Below are 17,079 nucleotides of genomic sequence, written 5' to 3'. Positions count from 1 at the left end.
TACCAGTTGGAGGCGAAAACAATAGAAGCTTTATCTACTACTGAGCAGCAAGTGGCAGCATGGTCTTGGACAGACTTTGCTGGGCTAGGTCTGATATTTCATATTATTCTTATGATTGTGATGACGTTGCGTATTGTCTCGGTACAGCGCAATATTGGGGTGGCAATTGCATGGATAGCGGTTTTGTTTACTTTGCCCGTATTTGGCTTGATTGCCTATGTGCTGGTTGGTGAGCCGATGATAGGTCGACGTTATCGCCAGCGAATGGATCAAGCGCGACTACTGATGAATGAGATGGCACAACGGGAGCGCTTGGTGTTTGATGAAGGGCAAGAGGTATTGCCGACTCATTACCGTGGGGTCAGTCATATCGGTACGCGCTGGACAGGGTTTGGGGTATTCTCAAACCATGATATGCAACTGTTGACACACGCCAATATTATTTTTAAACGTTTGATTGATGACATCAATGCCGCTCAGCGCAGTATCTTGATGGAGTTTTATATTATTTATCCTAAGGGGCAGGTGCTTGATGTTATAGAATCGTTAATGGCAGCCGCTCAACGCGGAGTTGAGTGTCATATTCTGATTGATAGTGTGGGGAGTTTTAGTTTTTTTAACAGTAAAGCCCATCGAAAATTAGAAAAAGCAGGCGTTTTTGTCCATCAGTCATTGCCAGTAGGGTTGTTTAAAACGTTATTTAAGCGTTCAGATTTGCGTAATCATCGTAAAATCGTAGTTATTGATGGTTATATCGGTTATATCGGTAGCTTTAATTTGGTTGATCCTAAGTTTTTTAAGCAGAATAAAGACGTCGGTGAATGGATTGATGTGGCGATACGCAGTGTCAGTGATAATGACATTAGCATTGCGACTGCAATGGCAAAAGTGGTGGTGACCGATATCGGGGCGGAAAACAGTGACAATCTAGATGCGCTGCATCAACGAGTCAACAGCTACACACGTAAGCTATATGTGCGCAATCCGACGATTAATGACATCAATAGTCGCATCAAAGTATTGGATGATGGGATAGAAAATGTAGAAACCCCCTGTACTGGTGCGATGTCGACAGTGATTCCGCAGATGCCGGTAGTAAAAGGCGTGGTCGCGCAGTTGATTCCTTCAGCGCCACAAGTGACCGCTCACGTTATTTATAATACCTTAGTAACCGTTTTACATCGTGCTAATCACTGTATTTGTATCACAACGCCGTACTTTGTACCGGATGAAGCTTTGTCAGGCGCGCTAGTGACGGCAGCCAAGCGCGGGGTCAAAGTTACGCTGATTATCCCTGAAAAGGTTGATTCATTCTTAGTTCAGCACGCCTCGCAAGCGTATTACCAAGAGTTGTTAGAAGCGGGTGTTACCATTGCTCTGTTTAAGGGTGGTCTGCTGCATGCCAAAACAGTAGTTATAGATGACGATTACTGTATATTTGGCACCGTCAATATCGATATGCGCAGCTTTTATCTGAACATGGAAGTCAGTTTGGCGATTTATACGCCTGAAATGGTCGCGCAAGTTGCTGCTTGTCAAGATTCGTATTTACAAAGCTGTCGTTTTTTAACCTTGGATCAGTGGCAACGGCGTCATAAGGCTGAACGCTTGTTTGATAATGTGATACGCTTATTTAGTCCATTATTGTAGCCTTACATATTTTAAGTTAAGGTAAGCACTATATTTTGCACAACTGCTTTTAGTTCATTGCCTCTATGATTAATTTACTTTTTTAAAGGATACGCGTTTCTTATGTCTGCATCGCCCTTAACGCCCCTTGATTATATTGCAGCAGGTTATTGGCAAGATTTTTTGGCAAGGCGTGCTGTCGCAGGCGGTATCGCTTACGAAGTGGATTTGCATCACTGTGGTTTGGATGAATCGCTGTCAAGCTTGCAGCGCATAGATACGCTACTGTCTCAGATACGCCGCGATATGGTCAAAACAAGCATTTGGGATGAAGCAACGTTATTAAAAGATGAGCGCTATCGTAACTTTATGGTGTTTTTGGCGTTTTATGCAGGACGAGTATTGGCGCAGCAATGGCAACAATCGCCGCGTTGGTTTGGTCAGTTTGAGCTAGATGCCCGCTATCCTAAGTTAGGACTGACGACCGATGATTTTTATCAGCATATGGCAATGTTTTATGGCGCTGATACTGATGTTAATACCAAAGATAGCAGTGATAAAGCTAATACCTCGCTTTTCTTTGCTTTAGAACCGATAGGGATGCGTTTATTTGGTCATATCGACCGCGCGTTTAAATCGGCGCAAGGTGGTGAAGTCGCTAGCGGCTTATACCAAGCCGTTAGTGACAGATTGCCAAAATCTGTAAATCATCAGCCTCATTTGGTTAATACGACCATAGCAGATAAACCAAACACTCAAACAGCAAATGAAAAGGCATTTATTGAGAAAGTAAGCCCTGAAAATAGTAGCACATCCTTTTATTCGAATAGTAAGTCGTCCATAGACATGGCGACAAATCAACTTTCATATGACAAAGCGGGTAATGTATCGTCTACAGCAGCTACTACAATTACATCAATGCCATTAGCAGAAGATATAGAAATAACAAACGCAACGGCAGCACCTATAGTAGAACCAGTAAAAACCACGGCAGTCGCAAAAAAACCACCCACGCCAGAGATTTTTAGCCAACTATTAACAGAGCTACATGAGATAGAAGTAACACAGACCACGGGCGAAACTGAATATGAGAAGGCGTGCAAGGTTTTAGATCAGTTTGAACGTCATATTGCCAAGCAAGAAAAACCCCGTAAGCAAGTCGTCTTTTCAGAGGCGCATCTGCAAGCAAAGCAGCAGGCCTTGTTGGGATTAGAAGACGCTGCAAATGCAGGAAACAGTGCTGCGATGTTGCGCTTGGCGATGTATGGGCTGCTCGGCGAAGGTCTGATAGCAAATGAAGGCGCTGATAAAGTCGCTGGTATAGAGGCTGGGGTTGAATGGGTGCAACAAGCGGCAAGTAAAAATGACAGTCGAGCCCAGCGCTTACTGAGTAAAATGTATTATCAAGGCGTAGGGGTTACGCAAGACCTTAAGGTCGGTAAATATTGGCTCGAGCAAGCGGCAGAAAATGGGCACATCGAAGCGGCAAGCTTAGTCGATCAGTGGCAACAAGCACAAACGTTAATCAACACCCAAAAGCAAGAGCAGCATAGCCTTAAGCGCTATCAGCTACTGTTTGCAGTCATTATCGTAATAGCCTTACTCATTATTATTTTGGTCTAAAAAACGATGACCAATATCCTTGAATTTAAAAACGTATTGTTTGGTAATAAATTCAGGTAGAATTGGTGCGTTTTTTGTGCGCGACTCCTATTATCTGCTCCATTAATTATCTAGGCTTTTGCATGCCATCTTCTGACACCTCAAAAAATCTTTCTATTCAGGCACAGCCTCTGCAAAGCCATGCGGTATATAAGCCACCTGTGTATTATCAAGTCGGCATAAGCTTATTAAAGCCGTTATATCGCCTGCAAGTATGGCGCCGCTCGCATGCGCGCGATAATTATAAGCAAGAAGTTGAACAGCGTTTTGGTAAGCGTTATCCTGCGCCTCCTATAGCCACAGAAACGTATCTGCCAGCTGCGGATTTAAACAGTAGCATCAATGTTAATAAGCGAAATAAAACCATCTGGTGCCACGCGGTCTCTTTGGGAGAAACCAATACCGTTGCGCCATTATTGGATGCACTATTGTCTCGTGGTTATCGGATATGGCTGACCAACACTACCCAGACTGGTTTTGCGCGCGGTGCCAGTCGATTTGCAGAAGACATTGCGCAAGGTCGATTGAGTCACAGTTATGTGCCGGTTGATAGTCCGGCGGTGATTGAGCGCTTTTTGACTCATGTACAACCTGTTGCTGCCTTATTTGTAGAAACAGAGCTATGGGCAAATATTTTAACCAAATTATCTGAGCATCATATCCCAAGTATTCTAGTCAATGGTCGACTATCAGCATCCTCTTTTAAAAGCTATCAAAAAATTGGCGCAGTCAGCACCAGCATGATGAAAAATTTGAGTTTAATCATTGCGCAGGATAATGACTCCGCCAAACGCTTTCGACAATTGGGTGCGCATAGCGCCCAAATCCGTGTGGCAGGCTCGCTAAAATGGGTCATTAATACGCCTAAATTGTCTAATGTATATGAGCCAGATGATGACATGACTATCGATGTCGATATTGAAAATAGCGAGCAGACAGAGTTAGCAAAAAAAACGAGTGTGACGGCGAGTGATTTGGGCGTGGTCAATCGCCCAATTTGGGTGGCAGCAAGCACTCATGGTGGTGAAGAGGATACGGTACTGTCATGGCAGCAGCAATTACTGTCAAACCCTGCATTGGCAGAGGCGCTACTTATTATCGTCCCACGCCATCCAGAGCGCTTTGATGAAGTGGCAGCACTGATTCAAAATTCAGGCTTGACCATGGCACGGCGCAGTGCAGCAGAAGCTATCGACATAACTACCCAAGTCTATCTGGCGGATAGCATGGGTGAGTTAATGAATTGGTATGCTCTTGCCGATGTGGCATTGGTTGGCGGCTCATTGGTCGAGGTGGGCGGACATAATCCAGTTGAGCCGGCAAGTGTGGCGACACCCGTGTTGATGGGTATCCATACGCAATCTTGCCAAAGCGTCGTGGATAAATTAGCAAGCGTAGGGGCGTTATATCAGCCAAACAACCCTTTTTATCAGGCGATTGATCATACTAATAATCATGATGAACAAGCGAACGAAAACCAAAAATTTGCCGATGATGAGACGCTGATTTATCAGCAGCTAAAATATTGGATGAGTCATTTAGCATTGGCTAAACAGGCAGGGGAGGCGGGCGCGCAGATGACCGATCAGCAGCAAGCAGTATTGAGTCGTCAATTATCGATGATAGAAAAAGTCATCGAGCAGCATGCTCTTCAAAGTGTTAGCCAAGATTTAAATTAAGAGCCACTATGAACTGTATTTTATTACCGGCTGCAAACTTTTCTAATGAATCTGCATATATCAATGCAGTGGCGCAAATTGAGCATGTCAACCAAGTTCTGGGAGCGAAAGTAGGCGACACCCTAAAAATTGGGCAGTTAGAAGGCAATCTTGGCACTGCTATTATTGCTGATATAACGCCTGAGCGTATTGATTTATGTGAGATAAGTTTCGTCACAGCACCGCCGCCTAAGCTTGATCTCACTGTGGTATTAGCATTGCCACGCCCAAAAGTATTGCGCCGTCTGATTATGGATATGACCGCGCTTGGTGTCCGCGATATCATATTGATTAACAGCTATCGTACGCAAAAAAGCTACTGGCAAAGCCCGATGCTGAGTCGCCTTGATGAGTTCGTATTAGAAGGGCTGCAACAAGGCATTGATACCGTCGCGCCGCGTATCAGTTTGCAAAAACGCTTTAAGCCCTTTGTTGAAGATGAGTTGGCAAACTTAATCACCAATCGAGCTATTGTCGCTCACCCTTATGCGGAATTATCGTTTTCAGAATATGTGCAACAACAATTAGAAAGCTCTGAATCACCTCAGAAATCGATACTACCAAGCATGGTTTTTATCGGTGCAGAAGGCGGCTGGATTGATTATGAAGTTGAGCTGCTTGCAAAGCAAGGCTGCCAAGCGGTACATATCGGTGCACGAATATTGCGCACTGAAGCGGCAGTCAATGCTATTCTGGGGCAATGGCTATTGTAAGATAATAACTGATATAAGTCTTAGTTGGAAATGCGGCAAGATTCATTACAACGGTATTAAAACCCCATTAAAAAACCATTATACACAGCATTAATTGTTGATTATTTAACTAAATAATCGGGCTAAATAAATGTATTGATAATTAATATCATTTCCATTAGTATATGCTTTCCAGACATTAGGGTCTTTTTAATCCTATCAATCCATGATTTTTAATGTCTTTTTATTCTACCTATCTGCCGCGCTATTATGGGGAAAACCATGTCATTGAATGTAATCAGTGCAAATTTATCTTCTGCTAAACTTACTTTACCGGTTGCCGTATTTGGCATGATGTTGGCGCTGGCTGGCTGTAGTAAATCATCGACGCCAGAAGAAAGTGTTGATGCCGAAACGCCAGCACCAAGCACTGAGCAAGAAGTAGCAAAAGACAACGCAGCGAGTGCTGATGGACAGACAGTGACTATCTACTCATCACGTAATGAGCAGCTAATCAAGCCATTGTTAGATCGTTATACTGAACAGACGGGTGTGAAGGTTGAGCTGGTTACAGACAAAGATGGTCCACTGATGGCGCGTCTGCAAGCTGAAGGTCAGAATACCCCAGCTGATATGCTTTTGACAGTTGATGCGGGTAACTTATGGCAAGCAGCTGGGCAAGGTTTACTGCAACCTGTTGCTTCTAGCGTTTTGGAAGCAAATGTACCGGCTAAGTATCGTGATCCAGAAGGTCGCTGGACAGGTTTGTCATTGCGCGCCCGTACGATTTTTTATGACCCAAGTAAAGTAAGCGCTGATCAATTATCCACTTATGCAGATTTGGCGGATCCAAAGTGGAAAGGCAAATTATGTCTACGCACCTCGAAAAAGGTTTATAACCAGTCATTGGTTGCGAGCATGATGGAGCATTTAGGCGCTGAAAAAACAGAAGCGGTCATCCGCGGTTGGGTTGCTAACTTAGCTACTGATGTTTTCAGTGATGATACCAATCTACTAGAAGCTATCGCTGCTGGTCAGTGTGAAGTAGGTATTGCCAATAGCTACTACTATGGTCGTTTGCTTGATGAAAAGCCTGATTTCCCAGTAAAAATATTTTGGGCAAACCAAGGTACGACAGGCACGCACGTTAATATCTCAGGTGCTGGCGTAGTAACGGGTTCAGACAATGCAGATGGCGCATTGAAACTGATGGAATGGTTGTCATCTGATGACGCACAAGGTCTTTATGCTAGCGCTGATAAAGAATTCCCAGTCAAAGTTGGGATTGATGAGTCAGAGATGCTTAGATCTTGGGGTCAGTTCAAACCAGACGATATCAATGTACAGAAATTTGGTGCATTACAAACCCAAGCCATTCAAATGATGGACAAAGCAGGCTATAAATAAAAGTCTGCCAGTCATTTAATCTGTCAGTTATTTAATAGAGTTATGATGCGTATGACACGGTAACAACTTATGATAACAATGCCAGAATCGTCTGCAAGTCAGAACAATACTGTCAATGAAAGTAATGAGACAGGCAATACGAGTAAATCTATTCGCCAAGACCATGCTACCCGTAAACGTGTCATCTCGAAATCAGTCTTAGGACTGATTTCGTTGTTTATGCTAATACCGATTTTAATCGTGTTATTGTCATGGACACAGCCCGTCGCTGATATTTGGGGGCATATGCGTGAGTACGTATTGCCACAAGTCCTCAAAAATACGGCTATTTTATTATTAATGGTCACAGTAATTTCTGGCACGATTGGCACGGCATTGGCATGGCTTACGAGTATGTACCGCTTCCCTGGACAGCGGTTTTTTTCGTGGGCGCTGATGTTGCCGCTTGCTATGCCAGCTTATGTCTTAGCATTTGTCACAGTTGGTATCGTTGATTTTAGTGGACCATTACAAACCGCATTAAGAGATTTTGGGGTTACGACTGCCATTCCGTCGGTACGTAACGTCTGGGGTGCAGGGCTGATCTTGTCATTGGCTTTTTATCCTTATGTTTATTTGCTGGCGCGCCAAGCCTTTTTATCTCAAGGTAGGCGAGCTATTGAAGCTGGGCAGATGCTTGGCTTAAGTCGTGGTCGAGTGTTTTTTCGGTTGGCATTACCGCAAGCATTACCTTGGGTCATCGGTGGTTTGCTACTGGCAAGTATGGAGACGCTAGCAGACTTTGGCGCGGTGTCAGTATTCAATGTTGATACCTTTACTACTGCCATTTATAAAGCTTGGTTTGGGTTTTTTAGCTTGACGACAGCGGCACAGTTGGCAGCACTATTAATTGGTGTGGTCTTCATCGTTGTCTTATTTGAACAGTATTGGCAAGCAAAACGCGGTAATACTATTACCCAAGGTAGTAGCCAACGTTTTGAGGTCAGTAAACCAGCTAAGCTTGCTATGACGCTGCTTTGTACGCTGGTATTTTTGATAGCATTTTTGATCCCGTTTGCACAGCTTATCTATTGGACAGCGGCAAATTTTCAGCAAGATTTTGATGCCCGCTATATTGATTTTGTCACCAACAGCCTCATGATTGCTAGTATTACCACTGCGTTTATTGCGGTCTTAGCGATTATGATTGCGTGGATTAAGCGTCAATATCCGGACAAATCTACCAAGCTTATGACTACTTTAGCTAATTTGGGCTATGTGGTGCCGGGTACGGTATTAGCGGTCGGGATCTTTATTCCGATTGCGTGGCTGGATAATCAGCTGATTGCTTATGGCATAACCTCCACGCAGTTTTTATCTGGGAGTGTGATCGTAATGCTGCTGGCTCTATCGACCCGTTTTATGACGGTCAGTTTTCAGCCGGTAGACCGTCAGCTTCAGCGCTTGACCGTCAATCAAGAAGCGGCTGCTAAATTGCTTAGCGATAGCCCTTTTCAGCGCTGGCGGCAAGTGATGTTGCCCGTATTGAGCCCAGGGGTGTTAACGGGTTTGTTGATGGGTTTTGTCGAAGTGATGAAAGAGATGCCGATTACTTTGATGACGCGGCGTCAAGGTTGGGATACGCTAGCCGTTCGGGTATTTGAGATGACCAGTGAAGGCATGTGGGGTCGCGCTGCATTACCAAGTTTGTTGATTGTATTGGTCGGTCTTATTCCTGTTTGGATATTACTGCGTCAAAGCGATAAGCAGGGTTAAGGTGTTTTTTAATTAAAGTATTGTGCTTAAATGATCAACGGATTCTAATTGGTGCTTCTTACGTTATTCACACTTTTAAAGTTTCATGTTTTTAACGTCTAATATTTTGAATGTTGTGACGCTGGATTTTCTTCACTAATAGCTTATTGGTACTGTCTATGTATACTGACTTGATGAACGATTCCATAAATCCAGCAGACTCTGATTCTGTAGAACCTCAGAGTAAAGCACGACAAAGTAATGTGAAAAAGCCACCTATGACTATCATAACCAAAGCGCAAATGGCGCAAGCTGTAGCGGAAAGAGAGTTACAACAAGGTGTTGCTAATTTAGATAGTACCTTCATTCAAAATCATGAAACCGCTGCCACTCAGCCATATTTTAGTGTACAGGACTTGGTGGTTGGCTATGACGACACCATAGTAGTCAATGGTTTGTCACTGAACCTACAGCAAGGTGAAATTGGTTGCTTTTTAGGTTATAGCGGCTGTGGTAAGACCACGGCATTAAGAGCGATTGCAGGGTTAGAAGAGAGTCGTAGCGGCAAAATCACGCTTAACAATCAGCGACTAACAGAGCAAGCGGCGCGTGTCTCATTTGCCGTTGCACCTGCCAAGCGCGGCATGGGGATGGTATTTCAAGACTATGCGCTATTTGGTCATTTAAGCGTGGCAAAAAATATCGGCTTTGGTCTCAATAAATGGTCGGCTGCCGACAAAAAAGCCCGTGTTGCTGAGATGCTAGCGCTGGTAGAATTGTCTGAACATGCCGATAAACGCCCAAGCGAGCTCTCAGGTGGACAGCAGCAGCGGGTGGCATTGGCTCGTGCATTGGCACCGAAGCCTAAGTTATTACTGCTCGATGAGCCGTTTTCGAACTTGGATGTAGTACTGCGTGAATCATTAGCTATGAATGTCCGCGATATTCTAAAGCGCACCAATACCACTGCGATTTTGGTCACTCATGATCAAAATGAAGCGTTTGCGCTCGCTGATAAAGTCGGCGTCATGCATAAAGGTAAGCTGGTACAGTGGGCAACCCCAAGTGAGCTATATCATGAGCCGGTCAGCCCATTCGTCGCTGAGTTCGTCGGTGAAGGCGCGATGATAGACGGCATCATCAAAGAAGGTCATGTCGAGACGGCGCTTGGTGATATTTATCGGCGGATGGAAGTCTATGATGCGTCCGGTCAGCCGCAGTATTGTGAATACGACTATCCGAATGGTACGCCGATTAAGGTATTGGTGCGTCCCGATGACATTATCCATGATGATGACAGTACGCAGACCGCCTTAGTGGTTGGTCGGGTATTTCGCGGTGCCAATTATCTCTATCGCTTGCAACTAGATGATGGTCAAACGGTATTGTCATTGGTCGCCAGTCATCATAATCATGAAGTCGGCACCCAAATCGGTATCTTGCCGATACTGGAGCATGTGGTGGTATTTGACGAAAAGGATATCAACGCTACCACGTGGTCAGAGTATGATAGGTCAGAGCGGTTTGAGGACATATGATAGCGTTTATTAAGTTGTCTTTACCGAAAGGATGCATGGTGTCGAAGTTTTAAAGCTTTTAAGAGGCATGTGTTTAAGAGACACGTGTCGCTAGAAGATGTAAGTAGCGCCCAAGCCACTTATAGGGATCCAGTTGCGAGTAGCGTAACTCCATACGTATGACCGCTTCAGGATCGTTATGCCCACCACGTTTTAGCGGCGAATAATCATGGAATACGCGCAGACCGCTGGCGATCAGAGTCTGATAATCATGCGCCTGTAGCCAAGCTTCAACCTCTTCCTTTGCAACCGGATGATTGGGCGTCAGGCTTTTTTTACTATCGGCTTTATATTCAGTGTTATCTAATAAGTTGAAATTACCCATTATCAAATTACGATAATCAAAACTTGCTGGATTATAAAAGCACAGCGATAATGCTCCATTATCGGATAATTGCTGGTCAAAAAAGTCCATTACCGCGGCAGGCTCTGCCAACCATTCAAGTAGCGCGTGACACATGATTAAATCAAATTTCTCCGTCTTATCAGCCAGCTTTTCTTCAAGCTCTTGATACGGGCATACATACCACGTAATATTCAATTTTTCATCGTTTGCACTACTTTGTGCAGCGCGCTCTTGCGCCTTATCTAACATATTGGCCGAGATATCATTGATGACCAGTATATGTCCTTGAGTCGCAAGCTCAATCGCAATTTGCGCAAGCCCTGCACCCACATCCAAAATACGTAAAGGTCGCCCAAGTTTGTGGCTCGTCTGCGCGCAGTATTCAAAAAGATCACGGCGCAATACTGCTAATCGAATGTCTCCCTTTAAGCCACCATAGACCTTTTTCTCAAAATGATCGGCAATCGCATCAAAGCTGCGGTCAGTACGCACATCTTCTTTTAACGCTTGTACTGTCACATTTTCTGTAGAGTTTACCGCATCGCTATTATTAATATATTGAGGATTGGTTGGCATAAAGATTTGTCTATATTGGAGGATGTATGGTGGCGTATCGTACAATAAAGCAGGGCGCTAATCTAGCGTTGACGTCTTTTTAGGATTGTTTTTAAATTGCGTCAACACCCAACTCTGATTATGCGCTATTTGAAAAAATGGGCGTTAAATGGTATTGGCTAAATAACGGTCTTCATATATATCAATGGCAAAATTAGCCAGTGATATCAATGCTGTCGGGAAAGGTTTTTAAATCATGGTAATTGATGCAAAAAGTAGCAACTAATGAACTGTTTTGCTTGATTTTAATAGCACCTAGAACCCCCTAAATCAACAAATTTGTGCTAAAATAGCTTCTTTTATTCAACATTAAAACTATCGCTAATTCTCTATAGATTTGAATGGTTGCTAAGCCTTTTTTGATGGTCACTATATTTATTATATAACGGCGCTTTGGTGCCGTTATTGTCGCCCATTATGGCTTAGATATGCCAATGCTAGAGAGTAGATGTGAGTGAGGGAGTGTATATGAGCGAATCGGTCAGTCCTATTGCCATTGTGGACGAATTAAAGCAGTCCTATTTGGATTATGCGATGAGCGTGATCGTCTCGCGCGCGCTGCCTGATGTGCGTGATGGGTTCAAACCAGTACACCGCCGTGTGATGTATGCGATGCATGTATTGTCTAATGACTATAACAAAGCCTACAAGAAATCTGCACGTGTGGTCGGCGATGTCATTGGTAAGTATCACCCACATGGCGATAGTGCCGTCTATGATGCCATCGTACGTATGGCACAGGATTTTAGCTTGCGTTACCCGATGGTTGATGGTCAAGGTAACTTTGGCTCAATTGATGATGATCCTCCGGCAGCGATGCGTTATACCGAAGTGCGTATGACCAAGTTGACCCATCAAATGCTTGCTGACTTGGATAAAGATACCGTCGATTGGGAGGACAACTACGATGGCTCTGAGCGTATGCCAAGCGTGTTGCCTGCGCGTATTCCTAATTTATTGATTAATGGTGCTACCGGTATTGCAGTTGGTATGGCGACCAATATGGCGCCGCATAACCTGACCGAGGTTATTAACGCTTGCTTAGCTTATGCTGAAAATCCGCAAATATCTGCTGAAGAGCTGATGTCGCATATCTCAGGTCCTGACTTCCCGACAGGCGGTATTATCTATGGTCGCGCCGGTATCTTAGATGCTTATCGTACTGGTAAAGGTCGCTTGCATGTACGTGGTCGATATATTATTGAGCCGATGAGTGAGACGGGTGTCAACCGTGACCGTGAGCGTATTGTTTTCACCGAAGTGCCTTATCAAACCAATAAAGCCAAGCTGATTGAGCGTATTGCAGAACTTGTGCGTGACAAAAAAATCGAAGGTATTACCGAGATTCGTGATGAGTCTGATAAAGACGGCATGCGTATCGCTATTGATTTACGTCGTGGCGAAACAGCGGAAGTGATCGTTAACAACTTGTTCCTGCAAACGCCCCTTGAGTCTAGCTTTAGTATCAATATGGTGGCGCTCGATAATGGTCAGCCGAAATTATTGACTTTGCGTCAACTGATTGCGGCATTTGTCCGCCATCGTCAAGAAGTGGTAACGCGCCGTACCATTTTTGAGCTCAATAAAGCCCGTGTCCGTGGTCACTTATTAGAAGGTTTGACCGTTGCACTAGCGAACATTGATGAGATTATTGCGACGATTAAAGCGTCTGCAAACCGCGGCTTAGCTCGTGAAAACTTACTGAGTAATACTTGGGGGTCAGGTAGTGTTGTAGCGATGCTAACCGCTGCAGGCAGCCAGTCGGTACGTCCTGACTTTATCGAAGGCGAAGATCCAAAAGCGCCATTTGGTCTGATTAATAATCAAGAAAGCTATCGCTTATCGCTTGAGCAGGTCAATGCGATTTTAGACATGCAACTACATCGTCTAACGGGTCTTGAGCAAGATAAATTAACTGAAGAATACCAAGACTTGTTGCGTGAAATTGCCCATTTAGAATCGATCCTTGGTGATTTTGATAAGCTAATGACCATTATCTCAAACGAGATGATTGAAATCCGTGATAATTTTGGTGATGAGCGTCGCACTGATATTATTGATTCGCGTATGGACTTTAACCGTGAAGACTTGATCCCAGAGCAAACCGTGGTAATGACGGTATCGCGTACTGGCTATGCCAAAACTCAACCCATTGACGACTATGTGGCGCAAAAACGTGGCGGTAAAGGCAAATCAGCGACGGCGATGAAAGAAGACGATGTGATTGATCATTTAATCGTGACTTCAACGCACGCAACCGTACTGTGCTTTACCGATACGGGTCGTGTCTTTAGTTTACGTGGTTTTGAAGTGCCAATTGCCAGCCGCGGCGCCCGTGGTCGTCCACTGGTCAATCTTATTGGCTTAAATGCTGATGAAACGGTCACAACGATATTGCCTATCCCAAAAATCGTAGAAGAGTTATCTAGCAAAGGTGAGACATCAGCAGATGTCACACTAGATAGTGATGATCTATTAGACGATAGCACGCAAGCAGAGCCGCCTTTTGTATTTTTTGCAACGGCAAATGGTACAGTGAAGCGTGTCGAGCTGAAACAGTTTGCCAATATTCGCTCGAACGGTTTGATTGCAGTTGGCTTAGAAGAAGGCGATAAATTGGTGAGCGCTCGTATCACCAATGGTAGCCAAGAGGTCATGCTATTTGCGTCAAGTGGTAAAGCCATTCGTTTTAATGAGACGGATGCTCGTGCGATGGGTCGTACGGCGAAAGGTGTCCGCGGTATGCGCCTGACTGCTGATGAATTTATCAAATCGTTGGTAGTGATTGAAGATGACGTCCGCGAAATTTTAATTGCTTGTGAAAACGGCTTTGGCAAACGCACCTTTATTGATGAGTTCAACACGCAAAATCGTGGCGGTGGCGGTGTTATCGCTATTAAAACTAGCACGCGTAATGGTGCGCTGGTTCGTGCTACCAAGGTGGACTCTACAGACGATATTATTTTAATTTCAGACAAAGGTACTTTAGTACGTACCCCAGTTGAGCATGTAGCAAGCTCTGGTCGTAATACTCAAGGCGTCACGCTGATTCGTTTATCAAAAGATGAAAAACTGGTTGCTATGGCGCGTGTTGAGCACGAAGAGGGTAACAATGAGCTGATTGATGCAATGAGAGAAGATGGAACGTTTGAAGTAAAAGGTCAAGAACAGATGGATGTTGATGCGGCGAATAGTGATGCTACAGAGACAGACTTTGATGATACTAGTCATACAGAAACTGACACTGACGAATAACGCTTTTATTAGTTAGCTTTTTGGTCTATTCTTTTATTACCTTTTATAAAAAAAGCCTCTGACGTTATCGTTGGAGGCTTTGTTTTTTTTCTGTTTTTTAAGGCTGTTGTTATGCTTACGACCAATCAGACCGTTCAGGGAACTTTGGCTTCAGTATCATCAAGTTTTTTGTTTTCTTTGATGTTTCTATTTGGGCTATTTATGCTGCCATTAACGGGTACGCAGGTGGCTTCGTGGCGTGTATTGATGATGCTCCTGAGCCTAGTGCTATTGGTCAGTCTTACAAAACAGTGGCAGCATGTATTTGATTATCTCAAAACACTAAAGACGCCAAAAGAGTGGATTATTTTTGTACTGCCAACCCCAATTTTAGGTGGGCAGATTTGGCTGTTTATGTGGGGACCGGTCAATGGCTTTGGTCTTGATGTGACCTTGGGCTATTTTTTATTGCCGTTGGTCATGATTGTGATTGGGCGTTTTTTCTATCATGAGCATATGAGTGTTTTGCAATGGTTAGCAGCGATATGTGCTGCGCTCGGTATCGGCTATGATATATTGCAATATGGCAGTATATCTTGGGTAACCGCATTTGCATGCTTGGGTTATCCGCCTTATTATTTGCTACGTCGTAAGCTTGCTGTGCCGCCTATTACAGGTCTGTTATCAGATTTGACGTTACTGACGCCAGTGGTGCTAATTATGCTTTATAGCAGCGGCGGCTTTAGTGTAGCGGCGCAAAATACCAAATTTTGGTACATATTGCCCCTGCTAGGCGCTTTTAGTGCGCTTGCCATGTCTCTAACTATGGTTGCTAGTAGTAAGCTGCCAGTGTCGTTATTTGGAGCGCTCAGCTACATAGAGCCTATGCTGCTATTTGTATTATCTATTACTGTGTTAAATCAAAGTCTGGATGAAGGAGGCTCGTTATTCATGTATGGCATGATTACACTGGCATTGTTTATTATGATTGCTGATAGTATGAAAGGCTTTCTTATCCGACGCCGTGACAATCATTTGCATGGTTACCGAGAGCCACAAGTTGGGAGTTTCCCACCACGCCGCCGTTTTATCGACCATCGTATAGAAGGGGTATTAAAGGCGCACCGTTTTCGTAAAATCAGGAAATACCAACAGCGAATAGATAAAATCACGCGTAAAATCCAAGCGTTAGATTCAAAGTAGTTATTGATGTAATGATAAGTAGTGTGGCCCGATAAAAGCGGTTTGATAAGTCAAGCTACATAGTAAAGCTATAATAAAAACAATAAGTGAGTTATTATCAAGCATTATTATTGACTTAAATCGGGTTGTTTGATTTATTAAACTCCTTTATTTAAACAGAATATTGAAGAGTTGACTTATAAAATCTGCTATTGAATACTAAAAACTTATTATAAGGATGGTTTATGCTACACCTTCATCACTTGGCAAACTCACGCTCATTTCGTATCTTATGGCTATTAGAAGAGCTGAATGCCGACTACCAACTGACTTGCTACCAGCGTAACAAAGCGTACCGTGCCCCTGACAGCTTAAAGCAAATACACCCGCTCGGTCATGCACCGATGCTAGAGGTCGATGGTCGTGTGCTGATTGAGTCAGGCTTTATCATCGAGTATCTATTAAAGCACTATGATAAAGAAAGGCAGTTTAAGCCTGCTGATGACAATGAAGCGGCGTGGGAGGCCTATACGTTTTGGCTACACTTTGCCGAAGCATCAGTGATGCCGCCGTTGGTCATGCGTTTGGTATTTACTAAAGTGGTTGAGCAGTCGCCGATGCTGATCAAAACTGTGAGTAAAAGCATCAAAAAGCAAGTCGAAAAAAGCATGATAAGCAAAAGCTTGACTGCCATACTCGATATGATGGAGCAGCATTTACAAGACAACCATTGGTTTGCCGGAGCAGAATTTAGCGCCGCTGATATTCAGATGCATCTGGCTGTGGTCGGTGCCAATGCAGGCGCAGGTTTAGACAGTAGTAAATATACCAATGTCTTAACTTGGCTTAAGCGTTGTGAAGAACGTGATGCCTTTAAGCGTGCAGAAGAAAAGGGCGGTCGTCTACAGTTTTAAGTGCGACGCTTATTATTAATTATTGATTTAATATAACAATAAAGGGCTTTGTTTATTTATAGACAAACCCTTTTTTTAGGATGAAAAATGACAGATTTGAATAAGTCGAATAATACTGACCATACCAACAGTGCTAATGAACAACCACTTAATGAGTTTGTTAATAATGTGAACAGTCAGCAAGTTTCCATTAAAGCATGGTCACAAAAACTGTTGGTAGTGATTCTATGCATTGCCAGCTTCTATGGTGGCTGGAAGTCGTATGAATCCAATATGGTCAATGAATGTACGGCAAATGGCGGACAGATGATTGAAGGCAAAAAAACTATGATATGTCAGTTGCCATAACAGCTCGTAATGATAATCAGC

At 43.8% G+C, this 17,079-nt stretch carries 12 protein-coding genes; 11 read left to right on the top strand and 1 reads right to left on the bottom strand.

What is annotated here, in order from left to right; translation table 11 throughout:
• Nucleotides 1-6: 6 nt before the first annotated feature.
• From PCRYO_RS08840 to PCRYO_RS08810, 7 genes are all read left to right on the top strand, one after another.
• The gene (locus PCRYO_RS08840) at nucleotides 7-1,650 is read left to right on the top strand and encodes a cardiolipin synthase (protein ID WP_041753169.1); all 1,644 of its coding nucleotides are present in this window, start codon (nucleotides 7-9) and stop codon (nucleotides 1,648-1,650) included.
• A gap of 102 nt (nucleotides 1,651-1,752) precedes the next feature.
• On the top strand, nucleotides 1,753-3,252 hold the full coding sequence (locus PCRYO_RS08835) for a tetratricopeptide repeat protein (RefSeq protein ID WP_011514056.1): 1,500 nt from the start codon (nucleotides 1,753-1,755) through the stop codon (nucleotides 3,250-3,252).
• Between the two features lie 122 nt (nucleotides 3,253-3,374).
• Nucleotides 3,375-4,970 carry a 3-deoxy-D-manno-octulosonic acid transferase gene (locus PCRYO_RS08830; protein WP_011514055.1) on the top strand — a complete coding sequence of 532 codons (1,596 nt, stop codon included), beginning with the start codon at nucleotides 3,375-3,377 and terminating at the stop codon, nucleotides 4,968-4,970.
• An 8-nt stretch (nucleotides 4,971-4,978) separates the two neighbouring features.
• Nucleotides 4,979-5,722 (top strand): 16S rRNA (uracil(1498)-N(3))-methyltransferase, encoded by a 744-nt coding sequence (locus tag PCRYO_RS08825; RefSeq protein WP_011514054.1) that lies wholly within the window; start codon nucleotides 4,979-4,981, stop codon nucleotides 5,720-5,722.
• A gap of 261 nt (nucleotides 5,723-5,983) precedes the next feature.
• Nucleotides 5,984-7,108 carry a Fe(3+) ABC transporter substrate-binding protein gene (locus PCRYO_RS08820; protein WP_011514053.1) on the top strand — a complete coding sequence of 375 codons (1,125 nt, stop codon included), beginning with the start codon at nucleotides 5,984-5,986 and terminating at the stop codon, nucleotides 7,106-7,108.
• 69 nt (nucleotides 7,109-7,177) lie between these two features.
• Complete coding sequence (locus PCRYO_RS08815) at nucleotides 7,178-8,863, top strand: ABC transporter permease (RefSeq protein WP_011514052.1); 1,686 nt, start codon at nucleotides 7,178-7,180, stop codon at nucleotides 8,861-8,863.
• A gap of 257 nt (nucleotides 8,864-9,120) precedes the next feature.
• Complete coding sequence (locus PCRYO_RS08810; protein WP_406626782.1) at nucleotides 9,121-10,380, top strand: ABC transporter ATP-binding protein; 1,260 nt, start codon at nucleotides 9,121-9,123, stop codon at nucleotides 10,378-10,380.
• 73 nt (nucleotides 10,381-10,453) lie between these two features.
• Here the strand turns inward: PCRYO_RS08810 and PCRYO_RS08805 are convergent, their stop codons facing one another.
• Nucleotides 10,454-11,341, bottom strand: a complete 888-nt coding sequence (locus tag PCRYO_RS08805) for a methyltransferase domain-containing protein (RefSeq protein ID WP_011514050.1) — start codon at nucleotides 11,339-11,341, stop codon at nucleotides 10,454-10,456.
• A gap of 507 nt (nucleotides 11,342-11,848) precedes the next feature.
• On the opposite strand from PCRYO_RS08805, the gene gyrA reads away from it, so the two are divergent.
• From gyrA to PCRYO_RS08785, 4 genes are all read left to right on the top strand, one after another.
• Entirely contained in the window at nucleotides 11,849-14,635 is a 2,787-nt protein-coding gene (gene gyrA, locus PCRYO_RS08800) for a DNA gyrase subunit A (protein WP_011514049.1), read from the top strand.
• A gap of 111 nt (nucleotides 14,636-14,746) precedes the next feature.
• Entirely contained in the window at nucleotides 14,747-15,817 is a 1,071-nt protein-coding gene (gene rarD / locus PCRYO_RS08795) for an EamA family transporter RarD (protein WP_011514048.1), read from the top strand.
• 224 nt (nucleotides 15,818-16,041) lie between these two features.
• Nucleotides 16,042-16,710: a glutathione S-transferase gene (locus PCRYO_RS08790; RefSeq protein WP_011514047.1), complete on the top strand. Its 669-nt coding sequence runs from the start codon at nucleotides 16,042-16,044 to the stop codon at nucleotides 16,708-16,710.
• A gap of 87 nt (nucleotides 16,711-16,797) precedes the next feature.
• The gene (locus PCRYO_RS08785; protein WP_011514046.1) at nucleotides 16,798-17,058 is read left to right on the top strand and encodes a hypothetical protein; all 261 of its coding nucleotides are present in this window, start codon (nucleotides 16,798-16,800) and stop codon (nucleotides 17,056-17,058) included.
• The last annotated feature ends 21 nt before the right edge of the window (nucleotides 17,059-17,079 follow it).

Origin of the sequence: Psychrobacter cryohalolentis K5 (assembly GCF_000013905.1) — a bacterium.
GTDB classification, from domain to species: Bacteria; Pseudomonadota; Gammaproteobacteria; order Pseudomonadales; family Moraxellaceae; genus Psychrobacter; species Psychrobacter cryohalolentis.
This window is presented reverse-complemented; position numbering and strand designations above follow the sequence as displayed.

What these genes read in the sequence shown, in the direction of transcription:
- PCRYO_RS08790 (WP_011514047.1), top strand. Translation starts at nt 16,042, where the DNA reads ATGCTACACCTTCATCACTTGGCAAACTCACGCTCATTTCGTATCTTA.
- gyrA (WP_011514049.1), top strand. Translation starts at nt 11,849, where the DNA reads ATGAGCGAATCGGTCAGTCCTATTGCCATTGTGGACGAATTAAAGCAG.
- PCRYO_RS08815 (WP_011514052.1), top strand. Translation starts at nt 7,178, where the DNA reads ATGATAACAATGCCAGAATCGTCTGCAAGTCAGAACAATACTGTCAAT.
- PCRYO_RS08825 (WP_011514054.1), top strand. Translation starts at nt 4,979, where the DNA reads ATGAACTGTATTTTATTACCGGCTGCAAACTTTTCTAATGAATCTGCA.
- PCRYO_RS08830 (WP_011514055.1), top strand. Translation starts at nt 3,375, where the DNA reads ATGCCATCTTCTGACACCTCAAAAAATCTTTCTATTCAGGCACAGCCT.
- PCRYO_RS08810 (WP_406626782.1), top strand. Translation starts at nt 9,121, where the DNA reads ATGACTATCATAACCAAAGCGCAAATGGCGCAAGCTGTAGCGGAAAGA.
- rarD (WP_011514048.1), top strand. Translation starts at nt 14,747, where the DNA reads ATGCTTACGACCAATCAGACCGTTCAGGGAACTTTGGCTTCAGTATCA.
- PCRYO_RS08805 (WP_011514050.1), bottom strand. Translation starts at nt 11,341, where the DNA reads ATGCCAACCAATCCTCAATATATTAATAATAGCGATGCGGTAAACTCT.
- PCRYO_RS08785 (WP_011514046.1), top strand. Translation starts at nt 16,798, where the DNA reads ATGACAGATTTGAATAAGTCGAATAATACTGACCATACCAACAGTGCT.
- PCRYO_RS08820 (WP_011514053.1), top strand. Translation starts at nt 5,984, where the DNA reads ATGTCATTGAATGTAATCAGTGCAAATTTATCTTCTGCTAAACTTACT.
- PCRYO_RS08835 (WP_011514056.1), top strand. Translation starts at nt 1,753, where the DNA reads ATGTCTGCATCGCCCTTAACGCCCCTTGATTATATTGCAGCAGGTTAT.